The organism is Flaviramulus aquimarinus (assembly GCF_039543205.1).
Taxonomy (GTDB): Bacteria; Bacteroidota; Bacteroidia; order Flavobacteriales; family Flavobacteriaceae; genus Flaviramulus_B; species Flaviramulus_B aquimarinus.
Genome location: NZ_BAABJH010000005.1, coordinates 34,058 through 49,712, shown reverse-complemented (window position 1 = coordinate 49,712; position 15,655 = coordinate 34,058). Strand labels below are relative to the sequence as shown.

The window sequence follows — 15,655 nt, the reverse complement described above, 5'->3', positions numbered from 1 at the left end:
TTTGGAATAAATATGTTGCTTTCTTTTTTTAAGCAAGACATTATAACCATACTTATTGTCAAGTTTTTTTTAGTTGTTTTTTTATGGTACTTATTAAATGAAACAGATGCAAAGCAAAAACTTGCTTTTCATAAAAATTTGGGAACTTTAACTTTAAAATTCTTTTTCTATTTGTTTATCATTGACTTGGTTGTAAGTATTCCGTTTCTAATAATCCTTAAAGAGTTTATTTAGTACCAAAACAAAAAGAGGCAATACAATAGACCTCCTCTTAACCAACTAACTTGCTATTAACCACACTTAGAAGAACCGCAATCCTTACAAGTTAAACAGCCTTCTTGATAAATTAAATTTTCAGATTTACAATTACCACATACTTGTCCTTTTGCTTTAGTACCATTGGCTACATAACGTTTTAAAGCACGAACAACACCATTTTTCCATGTGTTTATAGACTCGCTATCTAATTGCAAACTATTAATTAAATCTACAATTTTATCTATTGGCATACCATGGCGTAACGTACTCGAAAATAGCTTAGCGTAGTTCCAAAACTCTGGATTAAACTTATGCGACAAACCTTCTATAGTCGTTTTATAACCTCTTGTGTTTTTATATTGAAAATCGTAACGCGAAGTACCATCTTCATTTCTATTTTTAATAATAAGTCCTTTATTTACCCAACGTGGAATTAAAATACCATCTTCGTCATCAGCTAGACCAGTAAAAATCTCATAAGGCTTATGATCAATCAAACCAATAAACGCAATCCATTTTTCTTTATTATTTTGAAAACGAACCACATCAGCTTCTAAAATCTGTGGACGTTTTTTTGGAAAAGTGGTTAGCAGGTTTTTTGCTTTTTCTTCCTTTTTATAATCATTGGAAATTAAGACACCAGAACGTGAACCATCTCTATAAACCGTAACACCTTTGCATCCGACTTCCCAAGCTTTTAAATATAAATCGCCAACTAAATCTTCCGTAACATCATTAGGAAGGTTTATGGTTACACTAATGGAATGGTCTACCCACTTTTGAATAGCACCTTGCATACTTACCTTGCTTAACCAATCTACATCATTTGAAGTGGCTTTATAATAAGGTGATTTTTGAATTAACTCATCTATTTCACTTTGAGAAAAGTTTTTAGAACTGTCAATACCATTTACTTCCATCCATTGTTTAAAACGATGATGGAACACCACATATTCTTCCCATGAATCCCCTACTTCATCAACAAAATCTACATGCACTTCTTTATCATTAGGATTCACTTTTCTTCTACGTTTATAAACAGGCATAAATACGGGCTCTATTCCAGACGTTGTTTGCGTCATTAAACTCGTGGTTCCTGTTGGTGCAATGGTTAATAAAGCAATATTTCGTCTTCCATGCTCTAACATATCGTAATACAACTTACTATCCGTTTCTTTTAAGCGTTGAATGAAAGGATTGTTCTTTTCTCGTGCGGCATCAAAAATGGAAAAGGCACCACGTTCTTTTGCTAAATTTACTGAAGCCCGGTAGGCTTCAAGCGCTATGGTTTTATGTACTTCTAACGAAAAAGCATTTCCTTTTGCACTTCCATATTGAATACCTAATGCTGCTAACATATCGCCTTCGGCCGTTATACCAACACCTGTTCTACGGCCTTCTTTGGCTTTATGCTGAATTTTAACCCACAAATTACGTTCTGTAGCTTTTAGTTCTTCTTGCTCTGGATCGGCATCAATCTTTTTAATGATGTTATCAATTTTTATAAGCTCTAAATCGATAATATCATCCATTATACGCTGAGCAAATGCAATGTGTTTTTTAAATAATTTAAAGTTAAAACTAGCCTTATCTGTAAAAGGGTTATTTACATAAGAAAACAAATTAATAGCCAATAGTCTACAAGAATCGTAAGGGCATAGCGGTATTTCTCCACATGGATTTGTTGATACGGTTTTATATCCTAAATCGGCATAGCAGTCGGGAACAGATTCATTTATAATAGTATCCCAAAACAAAATTCCAGGTTCTGCGGACTTCCAAGCGTTATGTACTATTTTTTTCCAAAGCGTATTGGCGTCTATAGTTTTAGTAACTTTAGGAGCTCTACTAAAAATAGGATATTTTTGAGTGTAATCAGTCCCGCTTTTAACGGCTTTCATAAAACCATCATCAATTCTAACCGATACATTTGCTCCTGTAACCTTACCTTGCTCTAATTTAGCATTGATAAAATCTTCTGAATCCGGGTGATTAATTGACACCGATAACATGAGCGCACCTCGCCTTCCATCTTGCGCAACTTCTCTTGTGGAATTTGAGTAACGTTCCATAAACGGCACTAATCCTGTAGAGGTTAACGCTGAATTTTTTACAGCCGACCCTTTTGGGCGAATATGTGATAAATCATGACCAACACCTCCTCGACGTTTCATAAGCTGCACTTGCTCTTGGTCTATTTTCATAATTCCGCCATAGGAATCAGAATGCCCATCATTACCTATTACAAAGCAATTGGACAGAGAAGCTATTTGAAATGGATTACCAATACCTGCCATGGGACTTCCTTGTGGTACAATGTATTTAAAATCTTTAATTAAATTAAAAATATCCTCTTCAGATAACGAATTTGCATATTTAGCTTCAACACTTGCTATTGCTTTAGCAATACGTTGATGCATATCATTAGGTGTTAATTCATATATATTTCCTTGAGAATCTTTTAAAGCATATTTATTTAGCCATACTCGAGCGGCTAAATCGTCATTTTTAAAATATTTTAAGGTTGCTTTAAAAGCTTCTTCTTGTGTGTAAGTTTTTAGAGGGTCTTGGGCAAGTTCTGTAGACATTAGTGAATTAAATTTTAGTATGATTAGGTTATTTAATAAAACATAAATAAACTACATATACATAACTTAAAACATGATAAAAGTCATGCAGATCACCAATAAAAACACATAATTAATTAATAATCAATTAACTATGTGTTTATCAACATGAAAAAGTTAACAAATTTTTTAAACAAAATATTACACTACTTATCTAGAAATCTACAGCAAAACCAACTCCTAAAAACTGCTTCCATTGTACTTTTGCTCCTGCTTCATCGAACTCAGTTTCAATCTCTGACGGCTTTGTAGTCTTAACATCATCATCATATCGTATATGCGAACCTAGAGTTGCCCTAACAAAGCTATTAACTTTAAAGTCGAAATCTAATCTCCAATCCAAGTCTACATTTCCAAAATTATTTATATAATCTGAATACAAACTCACTTGATTTTTTACATTAACATTTTCAATTAACTGCATTTCATAACTGTTTGTTACTAAAACTCCAACTTCCTTTCTTACTTTTTTTCCTGGTATAATTATACTTCCTTCGGCATCCAAAACAGCTGGTACAACTCCAAAAGAACCTTTATTAGCTAATTTTTCATCTAAAACAAAAGTGGCTTTTAGTGTTAATGGTGAAAAATAAAAAGACAACTTATCGATATCTTTTCCATATTCCATGCCACCACCAAAAAACAAATATCCAGGAGCCAACAATCTAGAAATAGGCTCCTCTTTATTCGGGTAATTATACCCATTTGTTAGTTGGGTTCTAAAGTTAAGTCGAGCGGAATAAAACCACCTAGATAAACTATCTGGCTTATATCCCATGTTAGAATTTATTTCAAATAAATCATCGGTTTTTCTAAGTTCTCTAGCTTCTTGTTTATTGACACCATATCGAACTTCTATATTATTTTTCCAAACAAAAAACTTGTCTTTATAATCAAGGCTAGACTTTAATCCAAATAAACCAGAAATTGAATTACTACCTCCTGAATTCCAATTTACAAAAGCAACCTCACTTAAATCGACCGAAGCTTTATTTTCCTGAGTCCATTGCGGCCCAATATATTCTTGTTTATCCTCTTTTATAAAAAGTGAATCGGGTTGCGCATAAGTAAAACTAAAGGATAAGCAAACTAGAAGTAATAGAATATTTTTCATGGTTGTGTTAGGTTATTTCTTAAATTTCACTTTATCAAAAATCATTCCATTTTGATAAAATAAAATCATTTAATAACTAAACTCACCAAACTCAGATTTTATTGTAAGCTTTTTTGTTTTGGAAGCTTCTACTCTACCTATAATTTTAGCATCTACATTAAAAGATTTAGATATTTCGATAATATCATTAGCAACTTCTGGAGTTACATATAACTCCATTCTATGCCCGCAATTAAATACTTGATACATTTCTTTCCAATCCGTTTTTGATTGTTCTTGTATAAGCTTAAACAATGGCGGTATTGGAAACATATTATCTTTTACTATATGAAATTGATCAACAAAATGAAGGATTTTTGTTTGTGCTCCACCTGAGCAATGTACCATACCGTGAATGGAATCACTATTATATTTTGATACTATTTTTTTTATGATTGGCGCATAGGTTCGTGTTGGAGATAAGACTAATTTACCAGCATCTATTGGCGAATCTTCAACAGTGTCCGTTAATTTAACTCCTCCAGAATATACTAATTCTTCTGGTACTAAGGCATCAAAGCTCTCGGGGTATTTTCCTGCTAAATACTTACTAAATACATCGTGACGTGCAGATGTTAAACCATTACTGCCCATACCTCCATTATAGCTTTTCTCGTAAGTAGCTTGTCCAAAAGATTCCAACCCAACAATAACATCACCAGCTTTTATATTGGCATTATCTATAACGTCACTACGCTTCATTCTTGCAGTTACTGTAGAGTCTACAATTATGGTTCTAACCAAATCGCCAACATCAGCAGTTTCCCCACCTGTTGAATGTATGGTTACTCCAAAAGATTTTAAATCTTCAAGTAATTCTTCGGTACCATTAATAATAGTGGATAAAACTTCTCCTGGTATTAGATTCTTGTTTCTTCCTATAGTAGACGATAACATAATATTATCTGTGGCACCTACACACAACAAATCATCAATATTCATGATTAAAGCATCTTGTGCAATACCTTTCCAAACTGAAACATCGCCAGTTTCTTTCCAATACATATAGGCTAAAGACGATTTTGTTCCTGCTCCATCGGCATGCATAATCAAGCAATAATCATCATCATTGGTTAAATAATCAGGAACTATTTTGCAAAATGCTTTTGGGAATAATCCTTTATCAATGTTTTTGATGGCATTGTGAACATCTTCTTTAGATGCCGATACACCACGTTGTGCGTAGCGTTTTGAAACTTCTTGACTCATAATGTTGTATTGTGATGCAAAGAAAAGGAATATTTTAAAAATTAATAGTCTTTAATAGAAATATGAAAAATGTTTTATTAACCGTTTTTTAACCATATGGTGATAATGCCATGTTTTATTTTATGGACAAGTTAAAAATCTTGATTATTCTTTTAAGAAAATTAACTACTCAATAGCTTTAATAACAAATTGGGGTTAGGACAGTTCTCTTTAAAAAATTTCAAATCTTGTTTGCCACAAACGCCAGGGTAATCTCCCTTAAAACCTTGTATGTTTTTAATAATTTGAAAATGCAAATGTGGCGGGTAATCGCCATTTACAGAAGTATTACCTAATGTTGCTATTATATCTGCTTGCTTAAAAGACTGGCCTATTCTTAAATCTTGAATAGATAACAAACTTAGATGTCCGTAAAGTGTAAAGAACTCAATCCCCGAAATTTGGTGTTTCAGAATCATGGTTGGACCATAATCACCATAATTCGTATTGTTTTGAAAGCTATGAACAATACCATTTATTGGTGCATAAATAGGTGTTTCGACATCGCACCATAGATCTATTCCTAAATGAATATTACGTTCTTCTTGTACTTTATTATTAAAATGATGACTTCGTTTGTAAATGCTTCTAGTTTCTAAATAACCTCCAAAAGCAACTCTGGCATTTTGTTTTCTTATATGTTGGTTTACAAAATTTCCAAGTTTGGCTGATGAGGATATATCAACAGCATTAAGCTCTTGATTAGTTTCCGATAAATCAATGGACACATATTTTGATTTTGGAACAAACGCATCCAAAACATGCAATGAATCTGAACTTATACTATTTATGAATTTTGAAAAATCATTGGAATGCATAGCTTCAAAAGTAAGAAACTTTATGATATCCATCAACGAACTCTGAGCTGCAATGGCAATACTATTTGTTTATAAGATTTAAGTTTTTACTATTTTCTTGCTAATTTTACTAAGTAACAACTTCACCGTACAAATCGAAATCTTCAGCTTCTATAATTTTTACACTTGTATATTCGCCTGTTTTTAAATACGTTTTGGTAGCATCAATTAAAACCTCATTATCCACATCTGGCGAATCAAATTCGGTACGTCCTATAAAATAATTACCTTCTTTTCTATCGATAACCACTTTAAACTCTTGTCCTATTTTTTGTTGATTCAATTCCCAAGAAATCTGTGATTGAATTTCCATGATTTGGTTTGCTCTATCAATTTTTACATCTTCAGGAACATCATCTTCCAAATTATAAGCATGTGTATTTTCTTCATGACTATAAGTGAAACAGCCTAAACGCTCAAAACGCATGTCGGAAACCCATTGTTTTAATTCTTGAAAATTTTCTTCAGTTTCTCCAGGATAACCAACTATTAATGTTGTTCGAATGGTCATTTCTGGAACAGCCTCTCTAAACTGGCTAATTAATTTTGTTGTCTTTTCTTTGGTTGTTCCACGACGCATACTTTTCAGAATGTCATCTGAAATATGCTGCAACGGAATATCTAAATAATTACAAATTTTAGGTTCGCGATTCATGACATCCAATACATCCAACGGAAACCCAGTCGGAAAGGCATAATGCAAACGAATCCACTCTACGCCATCCACTTTTACCAAAGCTTCAAGGAGTTCAGCCAGATTTCTTTTTTTATATAAATCAAGGCCATAATAGGTTAAATCTTGTGCAATTAAAATGAGTTCTTTAACACCTTTATTTGCTAGCTTTTCAGCCTCAATAACTAGCTCTTCAATAGGGGTGCTTTTATGTTTTCCTCGCATTAAAGGAATGGCACAAAATGAACAAGGTCTGTCACAGCCTTCTGCAATTTTTAAATACGCATAATTTTTTGGTGTTGTTGTTAAACGCTCTCCAATCAATTCATGTTTATAATCGGCACCCAACGCTTTTAATAATCCTGGTAATTCTGTTGTACCAAAATACTCATCGACATTCGGTATTTCTTTAACCAAATCTGGCTTGTAACGTTCACTTAAACAACCCGTTACAAAAACCTTATCGACATCGCCTTCTTGCTTTTTTTGTACATATTCTAGAATAGTATTTACACTTTCTTCTTTGGCATTATTTATAAAGCCACAGGTATTAATGACTACAATGTTACCTTCTTCTTCATGTACTACATCTTTTCCACTAGCTTTTAATTGCCCCATAAGCACTTCACTATCGTAAACGTTTTTACTACAGCCAAGGGTTACCACATTAATCTTGTTTTTTTTGAGTGTTTTTGTGCGCATACCATCTATAAATCAGGGCGCAAAGATACGTAATGATTTACGATTGACGGTTTTTGATTGACGATTTTACTATTTATAGCAATTAAATAACAAAACCATTATAGAGACTCAAGATTGCCATTAGGTTCTATCTTTAAAAGGAACTATAACTCCTTTTTCCAGATAGTTTTTTAAACCATTTAATAGCATGGCCCAACAAAAGGATGACTGTTTAAAATGATGATTTTTTTCTTGCCAATTTTGGTGACTAAACTTAAGTAAAGTATTATTATTTTTGGTTTTTAAGTCAAAACCAAATGTTGTAGAGTTCCAATCTTTATCAGATTTGGTCATTTTAAAATGAATGGATTTGTTCGGTTCTATTTTAGAAACTTTACAGAACCAATTATAGTCATCTGTAAAATTCAAATTATATTCTATACCTAATTCAGGTATTCCAGAAGATTTTAACGTCCACCAATTATCAAGATGCTTGGGTTGTGATACGGCATCAAAAATAGCTTTTAGCGATGCTTTTATTATGAGATTATGGTAGATATTGTAATTCATGACCTAATCAATTTACAAATTATTATTGAAATTTTAGTAAACATCATGAAACACCCTCCCGATAGCTATCGGGATTTATGAGAATGTAAAGGCAAGCTATTTAAAAAATGAATCTACAAACTCGTACTTATTAAATACTTGTAAATCTTCAATACCTTCACCTACTCCAATATACTTTACAGGAATTTTAAACTGATCAGAAATACCAATAACCACACCACCTTTAGCCGTTCCATCTAATTTAGTAACTGCCAATGAAGTAACCTCAGTAGCTGCCGTAAATTGTTTAGCTTGCTCAAAGGCATTTTGACCTGTAGATCCATCTAAAACCAATAATACATCATGTGGCGCATCTCCAACTACTTTTTGCATCACTCGTTTTACTTTGGTGAGTTCGTTCATTAAATTCACCTTGTTATGTAAACGTCCTGCGGTATCTATAATAATAACATCGGCATCTTGATTTACACCAGATTCTAAAGCGTCAAATGCAACTGAAGCGGGGTCGCTCCCCATATCTTGTCTAACCATGGGCACATCTACCCGATCAGCCCAAACTTGTAGTTGGTCTATAGCGGCAGCTCTAAAGGTATCGGCTGCACCTAATACAACTTTTAAACCTTGCTTTTTAAATTGATAAGCTAGTTTCCCAATGGTGGTGGTTTTTCCAACACCATTCACGCCTACGACCATTACTACATATGGTGTTTTATTTCCATTTTCTTGTTTTGGTAATTCAGGAATGGTATATTCGGTTTCTTCACCCGAGTTGGTCTCACTCAACAAACCAGCAATTTCTTCACGGAGAATTACATTAAGCTCATCGGTTCCTAAATATTTATCTTTTGAAACACGTTCTTCAATGCGCTCAATAACTTTTAGGGTTGTGTTTACTCCAACATCACTGGATACTAAAACCTCTTCAAGATTATCTAAAACATCATCATCTACTTTAGATTTTCCTGCAACTGCTTTGCTTAGTTTACCTAAAAAGCTTGTTTTGGTTTTTTCTAATCCTTTATCTAGGGTTTCCTTTTTTTCTGAAGAAAATATTTTTTTAAAAAAACTCATTAAAAATGTTTATTTGTTTGTCGTTTATTTATTGTAGAGCAACCATTGAAGGTTTTGACCATAGTGGAAACTCTAAATCTATCTTAGTCAATTTTCTTACCACATTTAATTTACTGCTATTATGGCAGAAAACAACTCAAAGATAAAAATAAAAAAGCTGCTTTCTCTAAAGAAAGCAGCTTATAATATCTTGAAACGAAACCTTTTATTTATTTAAAAAGTCGTTAACTTGTTCTGGACTCATAATAGATTCAACAAACATGTAAGCTCCTGTTTTAGGCGACTTCACCATTTTTATTGCTTTTGTTAATCTTTTAGATCCTGTTTGTAATGATGCTACTGATTTTTTTGCCATGATCTATTTTTTTACTTGATTTCTTTATGAACTGTCATACGCTTAAGAATTGGATTAAATTTTTTAATCTGCATTCTATCTGGCGTGTTTTTTTTGTTTTTTGTAGTAATGTACCTTGAAGTTCCTGGTTGCCCAGACTCCTTGTGCTCTGTACACTCTAAAATTACTTGTATTCTGTTGCCTTTCTTTGCCATGTCTTATTTATTATTAAATACAGCTATTATTTTAAAAATCCTTTAGATTTCGCCTCTTTAATTGCTGCAGAAATACCTATTTTGTTAATTGTCTTTAAAGCAGATGTTGAAACCTTTAAAGTTATCCAGCTATCTTCCTCTGGAATGTAAAAACGTTTCTTTACCAAATTCGCATGAAACTTGCGTTTAGTTCTGTTCATTGCATGGGACACATTGTTCCCAACCATTGCCTTCTTTCCTGTAAGTTCACAAACTCTTGACATTCTATATAACTTTAAATTCTTTGTTGCTTAAAATCGAGGTGCAAATATACAAATTCTTTATATTATGCCAACCTAATTTTTATCAATTTTTAAAAATTTCTTTTAGGAACATTTCTAAAGCTTTATTTACTGCTTTATTTATCACTTTTACTCGTGAATTTCCAAAGTTAAATTCTTGTGAATAGACCTCTTTTTTTGTAGCAATGGCAATAAAAACGGTTCCAACTTCAGCATCGGAATCTCCTTTTTTTGGTCCTGCATTTCCAGTAGTTGCTATAGCAAAATCAGATTGAAATAATTTTAGTGCATTTTGAGCCATAGACTCTGCTACCTGAGAACTTACTACAGAATATGTATCAATATCCGTTTTTGATACTTTAAGAACATTCATTTTAGACGCCGTAGAATAGGTAACAATACCGCCTTTAAAATACAATGAAGCTCCAGAATTTATCGTAAAACGCTCTGCTACTGTTCCTCCGGTACAACTTTCGGCAATGGCTAGTGTTTTTCCTAATTTTGTAAGTTGTTTTGCTATAACAATTTCAACAGAACCCTCTTCATCTTCAAAACCAGCAAATTCATCCTTTATTAATGGGAGGACTTTGTCTATTTGTTCCTGAACCTCTTTTTTTAATAGGTGTTCATCAAACCCTTTTGTAGATAAGCGTAATCGCATTTTACCTAAGTTGGGTAAATAAGCCAGCTTGATATGATTTGGCAAGGCATCTTCCCATGCTTCTACTCTAGCCGCCAAGGCACTTTCACCCAATCCATAAACCAATAAGGTTTTATGTAATATATAAGGACAGTGGTATTTATCTTTTAATTTCGGCAGAACCTTGTACTCAATCAATGCTTGCATTTCATATGGAACACCAGGGAGTGAGATAAAAACTTTATTACCTTTTTCCATCCACATTCCAGGAGCAGTTCCTAATTTATTCATTAGTACTGTTGCTTTTGAAGGGACTAAAGCTTGATCTTTATTGACTTGTAAAAGCTCTGTTCTTACATGTTGTTTCCAAATAGTTTCTATATTATTAAGAACAGATTCATCTTTAACTAAGGTGTCATTAAAATATTCTGCAATTGTTCGCTTTGTAATATCATCTTTGGTAGGCCCTAGTCCTCCTGTAAGGATAATAATATCTGCATTATCTTCTGCTTCATTTAAAGCTTTTAGTATATGTGCTTTGTTATCTTGAACTGAAGTGATTTGATAAACCGATACGCCTATTTTATTGAGTTGCTTTGCAACAAACGCTGAATTTGTATCTATGACTTGACCAATAAGAAGTTCATCGCCAATAGTAATTATTTCGGCTAGCATTACAAATTAAAGTCTGATTTCATTTCTGCTACAGCATTATCCACAGCCGAAAGAACAATATCTAACTGATTCGTTACATCGACACCTGTTTGGGAAAACTTACCCCAGTCTTGCAATTCAATTAATGTATCCAACACGCCTAGTTCAAATAAATCTATGGTAGGTTTCATTTTATGAGCTGCCTGATAGGCTTCGTGATAATTAACTTCTGCTACTGCTTTTTTTAATCGTTCGGCATCTACAGGCACTTCTTCTAAAAAAGCTTCGGCCAGTGTAGCTATAAAATCCTCATCGTTATCTGCCAATTCACGTACTCTGTATAGTTTGTAATGTTGTTCCATTTATTTTACTGTTATTGAAAACATTTCTTTGTTTTCTATGTATCCTTTTAACTTGTCATTTGCAAATACTTTGCCAACTCCTGCTGGTGTGCCTGTAAATATAATATCTCCAATCTTTAAAGTGAAATATTTTGACACATATTCTATTAATTCATCAATTTTCCATAGCATGTGGCTTGTATTTCCAGATTGTACAATATCATCGTTCTTTTTTAAGGAAAATTCAATATTGTTTACATCTAATACCTCCTTTTTAGATATCCAATGACCAATAACAGCAGCACCATCAAAGGATTTTGCTTTTTCCCAAGGCAAACCTTTTTGCTTTAAATGACTTTGTAAATCGCGAGCAGTAAAGTCTATACCCAGACCAATTTCATTGTAATATTTATGGGCGAACTTTTTATCGATGTATTTACCAACGCGATTAATTTTAACCAAAATTTCCACCTCATGATGTACATCATCTGAAAAATCAGGAATAAAAAAGGGCTGTTTTTTAAGAAGAATTGCCGTATCTGGCTTTAAAAAAACAACAGGGTCTGATGGTTTCTCGTTTTCTAATTCTTTAATATGTTCGGTGTAATTTCGTCCGATGCAAATCAGTTTCATGACTAGTCGTTAGGTTTTTAAATAACTCGATCTTAAATACTAACCCAATTTATTATTAAAACTCCTAAGTTTAATAGCGGTTAATACCTTTTTTGTGTAAAGTGGAAAATCTGCATTAAGCAACCACCCGAAATAACCGGGTTCTTTTTCTAAAACATCTGTCACTAATTTTCCTTTATGCTTTCCAAATGAAAAACACTCCTCACCGTTTTTATTATAAGAAATAAATCCTGCAAAATCTGCAAATTTTCTACGAGAACTAAATTCCGCTAAAAACTTGGTATCGTTTTCTAATTCGTCATATTTTTCTAATTGCGCCTTTAAAACTTGATATGTTGCATTAGTATCTGCTTCTGCACTATGGGCACCATCTAAATTTTTATCGCAATAAAACTTATATGCTGCACTTAATGTACGTTGTTCCATTTTGTGAAAAATAGTTTGTACATCCACAGCTAAACGGTTTTTCATATCGAAATCAATATCGGCTCGTAACATTTCTTCTGCTAATAACGGAATATCAAATCGGTTTGAATTAAACCCACCTAAATCTGAATCCTTGATCATGTTAAAGATTTCTTTAGCCAACGCTTTAAAAGTGGGTTCGTTTGCCACTTTTTCGTTAGTAATACCATGAATTGCAACAACCTCTTTAGGTATAGTCATTTCTGGGTTTACCAGCCATGTTTTGCTTTCTTCTGTTCCGTTTGGATAAACTTTTAAAATCGAGATTTCAACAATACGGTCGTTGGTTATATTGATTCCTGTTGTTTCTAAGTCGAAAAAACAGATAGGTTTAGTTAAGTTTAAATCCATTAGTTTTAATTATTTTTAGCTAGATGTTGTACAAAAATAAAAAAACCTAACCGTTTTAAGGTTAGGTTTTCTTTTTGTTTATATATTCATTTTATATTTCTCTATTTACATCCCAAGCTTCCAGATAATCGGCAACTGCTTTTACAAACTGACCGCCTAAAGCGCCATTTACAACACGGTGATCGTAAGAATGTGATAAAAACATTTTGTAACGTATCCCAATAAAATCACCTTCGGGAGTTTCAATTACTGCTGGCACTTTCCTAATGGCTCCTAGAGCCAAAATACCAACTTGAGGCTGATTAATTATAGGTGTTCCCATAATACTACCAAAAGTACCAACATTAGTAACCGTATATGTACCGCCTTGAGTATCGTCTGGTTTTAGTTTACCAATTCTAGCACGATTTGCCAAATCATTCACTTGTTTGGTCATACCAACCAAATTAAGTTGATCTGCATTTTTTATAACTGGCACAATTAAATTACCATCTGGTAAAGCTGCTGCCATACCTATATTTATATTTTTCTTTTTTACAATGGTATCACCTTGAAGAGAAATATTCATCATTGGGAAATCCCGCAATGCTTTAGCAATAGTTTCCATAAAAATGGGTGTAAATGTTAGGTTTTCACCTTCGCGTTTCATAAACCCATCTTTAACTTTCTTTCTCCAATTCCAAATACTAGTAACATCTGCTTCTATAAAACTTTGCACATGTGCCGAAGTTTGAACAGACTCAACCATATGATGCGCAATAAGCTTGCCCATTCTGGTCATTTCTATAATCTCATCTTCTCCACTAGAAACAACTGGAGATTGCTGTACGGCTTTTGGTTTTTCAACAGCCTTAGTTGGAGCTATTGATTGTTCAACTTTTACTGCAACTGGTTTTTGATCTTTTTCTCTATTTTTAATATAATCTAAAATATCATTTTTAGTAACTCTTGCATCTTTTCCTGAACCAACTATGGCATCTAAGGCTGCTTGCGAAACACCTTCTGCCTTAGCTATGTTTTTTACTAGTGGTGAATAAAAACGGTTACCACTAGAAGTAACAGGCGCCACACTTTCTTTAGCAGCAACAACTGTTTGAGTAATTTGCTCAACAACTTCTTCTTGAACTTCTTCTTTAGATTCGCTAGAAGTTTCAGCATTCAAATTATCATTATCGCCTTCCGTTTCAATAATGGCTAAAACTTGTCCCACTTGAACAACATCATCCACATTGAAAAACTTTTCAATTAAAACACCATCAACCTCACTAGGCACCTCACTATCAACCTTGTCTGTAGCTATTTCCAATACAGGTTCATCTAGCTCAATAGTATCTCCAACTTCTTTTAACCATGACGTTATAGTTGCTTCCGCAACGCTTTCTCCCATTTTTGGTAACACAAGCTCAAATTTTGCCATATTAATAATGTAATGATTGTTTTTTAATTTTATTTTGCAAAATTAATAAAATAACATCAATTTTATTAAATTATACACAAAAACTATTCAAAAAGAATTACTTCTCCTTGTTTAAATCCGTTATCACTACCTATAATAAAATTTGCCTTATTTGGTAGTATCTTATACGTTAACGCTTCCTCTTTATTAAGTTGTTCTAGTGTATCAATAATTTTCTTATAGCTCATAACATTAGCATCAAAAATAATTTCAGAATTTGGTTTAACAGATTCTAACTCCATTTTCAAAATGACTTTTTTAGAAAGCATGGACTCTAATTTATTATTATTTTTATTTGAAACAAAAATATATTCCGAAATATTTTTAACTTTTACTTTACGAATTCGCCTAAAAATATAAGCTAATTTTATTCCTAGCCAAACAAACATATCAAATAGCAAATTTTGTTTAAAATGCTTTTCGTAAAATATTTGCATGGCACCAAAAAAACGACGTGCATAAAAACGGTCCTTTAATGTACTTTCGCCTTTGTAGTGAATAATAGAAGTTCCTCCAAAATAGTAATTTTCATATCCTGCTTTTAATACTTTATAAGACAAATCTATATCTTCACCATACATAAAATAATCTTCGTCGAAACCACAAACTTCATCAAAAATATTTTTTTTGATGAGCATAAATGCCCCAACTAAAATATCAACTTTTCCACTTTCATCTTTAGATAAATGATTTGCATAATAGTGCTTGGGGTATCCAAATATTTTTTTAAATGCGACATTTACCGTCGGAATATTACGCTTGCTTTCTGGTAAAAACAATCCATTGCCGTTTATTATTTTACAACCGATTATACCAAGGTTTTCTTTGTTTTTCGAAAATTCAAAAAGTTTTAAAAAGGTATCTTCAGCTATTACAGTATCGGGGTTTAAAATACACAAATACTCGCCTTTTGCTTGTAAAACACCTATATTATTACCTTTTGAAAATCCATGATTTTCTTTATTTTCTATGAGTTTTACTTTTGGAAATAACGCTTTTACCATTTGGCAACTGCCATCTTTAGAATTATTGTCTATTACAATAATTTCTGCATCTAATTTAGAAATGGCTGCTTCAACACTTCTTAAGCAAAGTTCTAAAAAGTAGTGTACATTATAATTTAAAATAATTACTGAGAGCTTCAAAT

The 15,655-nt window shown here is 32.7% G+C and carries 16 protein-coding genes; all 16 read right to left on the bottom strand.

The annotated features are described in order from the left end of the window. Positions 1-290: 290 nt before the first annotated feature. A complete protein-coding gene (locus tag ABD941_RS10960) occupies positions 291-2,846 on the bottom strand; it encodes an adenosylcobalamin-dependent ribonucleoside-diphosphate reductase (protein WP_345274179.1) in 2,556 nt (851 codons plus the stop codon). A 193-nt stretch (positions 2,847-3,039) separates the two neighbouring features. Continuing rightward, the gene (locus ABD941_RS10955; protein WP_345274178.1) at positions 3,040-3,999 is read right to left on the bottom strand and encodes a DUF3078 domain-containing protein; all 960 of its coding nucleotides are present in this window, start codon (positions 3,997-3,999) and stop codon (positions 3,040-3,042) included. 69 nt (positions 4,000-4,068) lie between these two features. Continuing rightward, a complete protein-coding gene (locus tag ABD941_RS10950; RefSeq protein ID WP_345274177.1) occupies positions 4,069-5,247 on the bottom strand; it encodes an AIR synthase related protein in 1,179 nt (392 codons plus the stop codon). A 161-nt stretch (positions 5,248-5,408) separates the two neighbouring features. After that, on the bottom strand, positions 5,409-6,137 hold the full coding sequence (locus tag ABD941_RS10945; RefSeq protein WP_345274176.1) for a peptidoglycan DD-metalloendopeptidase family protein: 729 nt from the start codon (positions 6,135-6,137) through the stop codon (positions 5,409-5,411). Positions 6,138-6,213: 76 nt separating this feature from the next. Continuing rightward, positions 6,214-7,518 (bottom strand): 30S ribosomal protein S12 methylthiotransferase RimO, encoded by a 1,305-nt coding sequence (gene rimO, locus ABD941_RS10940; protein WP_345274175.1) that lies wholly within the window; start codon positions 7,516-7,518, stop codon positions 6,214-6,216. 120 nt (positions 7,519-7,638) lie between these two features. Next, complete coding sequence (locus ABD941_RS10935; protein ID WP_345274174.1) at positions 7,639-8,067, bottom strand: SRPBCC family protein; 429 nt, start codon at positions 8,065-8,067, stop codon at positions 7,639-7,641. 96 nt (positions 8,068-8,163) lie between these two features. Beyond that, entirely contained in the window at positions 8,164-9,138 is a 975-nt protein-coding gene (gene ftsY, locus ABD941_RS10930; protein WP_345274173.1) for a signal recognition particle-docking protein FtsY, read from the bottom strand. A 205-nt stretch (positions 9,139-9,343) separates the two neighbouring features. Continuing rightward, positions 9,344-9,493, bottom strand: coding sequence for a DUF4295 domain-containing protein (locus tag ABD941_RS10925; RefSeq protein ID WP_298236867.1), 150 nt, complete (start codon positions 9,491-9,493; stop codon positions 9,344-9,346). Positions 9,494-9,504: 11 nt separating this feature from the next. Further along, the gene (gene rpmG / locus ABD941_RS10920; RefSeq protein WP_102994372.1) at positions 9,505-9,687 is read right to left on the bottom strand and encodes a 50S ribosomal protein L33; all 183 of its coding nucleotides are present in this window, start codon (positions 9,685-9,687) and stop codon (positions 9,505-9,507) included. Positions 9,688-9,713: 26 nt separating this feature from the next. Beyond that, positions 9,714-9,950 carry a 50S ribosomal protein L28 gene (gene rpmB / locus ABD941_RS10915; protein WP_345274172.1) on the bottom strand — a complete coding sequence of 79 codons (237 nt, stop codon included), beginning with the start codon at positions 9,948-9,950 and terminating at the stop codon, positions 9,714-9,716. An 82-nt stretch (positions 9,951-10,032) separates the two neighbouring features. Then, positions 10,033-11,283: a competence/damage-inducible protein A gene (locus ABD941_RS10910; RefSeq protein WP_345274171.1), complete on the bottom strand. Its 1,251-nt coding sequence runs from the start codon at positions 11,281-11,283 to the stop codon at positions 10,033-10,035. Next, positions 11,283-11,624 carry an Hpt domain-containing protein gene (locus ABD941_RS10905; protein WP_345274170.1) on the bottom strand — a complete coding sequence of 114 codons (342 nt, stop codon included), beginning with the start codon at positions 11,622-11,624 and terminating at the stop codon, positions 11,283-11,285. Before ABD941_RS10905 ends, ABD941_RS10910 begins: the two co-directional genes overlap by 1 nt. Beyond that, positions 11,625-12,236 (bottom strand): fumarylacetoacetate hydrolase family protein, encoded by a 612-nt coding sequence (locus ABD941_RS10900; protein ID WP_345274169.1) that lies wholly within the window; start codon positions 12,234-12,236, stop codon positions 11,625-11,627. 39 nt (positions 12,237-12,275) lie between these two features. Beyond that, a complete protein-coding gene (locus ABD941_RS10895; protein ID WP_345274168.1) occupies positions 12,276-13,052 on the bottom strand; it encodes a 3'-5' exonuclease in 777 nt (258 codons plus the stop codon). Positions 13,053-13,143: 91 nt separating this feature from the next. Next, positions 13,144-14,469 carry a dihydrolipoamide acetyltransferase family protein gene (locus tag ABD941_RS10890; RefSeq protein WP_345274167.1) on the bottom strand — a complete coding sequence of 442 codons (1,326 nt, stop codon included), beginning with the start codon at positions 14,467-14,469 and terminating at the stop codon, positions 13,144-13,146. 83 nt (positions 14,470-14,552) lie between these two features. Continuing rightward, on the bottom strand, positions 14,553-15,653 hold the full coding sequence (locus tag ABD941_RS10885) for a glycosyltransferase family 2 protein (protein ID WP_345274166.1): 1,101 nt from the start codon (positions 15,651-15,653) through the stop codon (positions 14,553-14,555). Positions 15,654-15,655: the final 2 nt, after the last annotated feature.

Excerpts from the sequence above, each read along its gene's own strand:
- ABD941_RS10890 (WP_345274167.1), bottom strand. The coding sequence starts at position 14,469 with ATGGCAAAATTTGAGCTTGTGTTACCAAAAATGGGAGAAAGCGTTGCG.
- ABD941_RS10945 (WP_345274176.1), bottom strand. The coding sequence starts at position 6,137 with ATGGATATCATAAAGTTTCTTACTTTTGAAGCTATGCATTCCAATGAT.
- ABD941_RS10895 (WP_345274168.1), bottom strand. The coding sequence starts at position 13,052 with ATGGATTTAAACTTAACTAAACCTATCTGTTTTTTCGACTTAGAAACA.
- ABD941_RS10910 (WP_345274171.1), bottom strand. The coding sequence starts at position 11,283 with ATGCTAGCCGAAATAATTACTATTGGCGATGAACTTCTTATTGGTCAA.
- ABD941_RS10925 (WP_298236867.1), bottom strand. The coding sequence starts at position 9,493 with ATGGCAAAAAAATCAGTAGCATCATTACAAACAGGATCTAAAAGATTA.
- ABD941_RS10935 (WP_345274174.1), bottom strand. The coding sequence starts at position 8,067 with ATGAATTACAATATCTACCATAATCTCATAATAAAAGCATCGCTAAAA.
- ftsY (WP_345274173.1), bottom strand. The coding sequence starts at position 9,138 with ATGAGTTTTTTTAAAAAAATATTTTCTTCAGAAAAAAAGGAAACCCTA.
- ABD941_RS10905 (WP_345274170.1), bottom strand. The coding sequence starts at position 11,624 with ATGGAACAACATTACAAACTATACAGAGTACGTGAATTGGCAGATAAC.
- ABD941_RS10955 (WP_345274178.1), bottom strand. The coding sequence starts at position 3,999 with ATGAAAAATATTCTATTACTTCTAGTTTGCTTATCCTTTAGTTTTACT.
- rimO (WP_345274175.1), bottom strand. The coding sequence starts at position 7,518 with ATGCGCACAAAAACACTCAAAAAAAACAAGATTAATGTGGTAACCCTT.
- ABD941_RS10960 (WP_345274179.1), bottom strand. The coding sequence starts at position 2,846 with ATGTCTACAGAACTTGCCCAAGACCCTCTAAAAACTTACACACAAGAA.
- rpmB (WP_345274172.1), bottom strand. The coding sequence starts at position 9,950 with ATGTCAAGAGTTTGTGAACTTACAGGAAAGAAGGCAATGGTTGGGAAC.
- rpmG (WP_102994372.1), bottom strand. The coding sequence starts at position 9,687 with ATGGCAAAGAAAGGCAACAGAATACAAGTAATTTTAGAGTGTACAGAG.
- ABD941_RS10900 (WP_345274169.1), bottom strand. The coding sequence starts at position 12,236 with ATGAAACTGATTTGCATCGGACGAAATTACACCGAACATATTAAAGAA.
- ABD941_RS10950 (WP_345274177.1), bottom strand. The coding sequence starts at position 5,247 with ATGAGTCAAGAAGTTTCAAAACGCTACGCACAACGTGGTGTATCGGCA.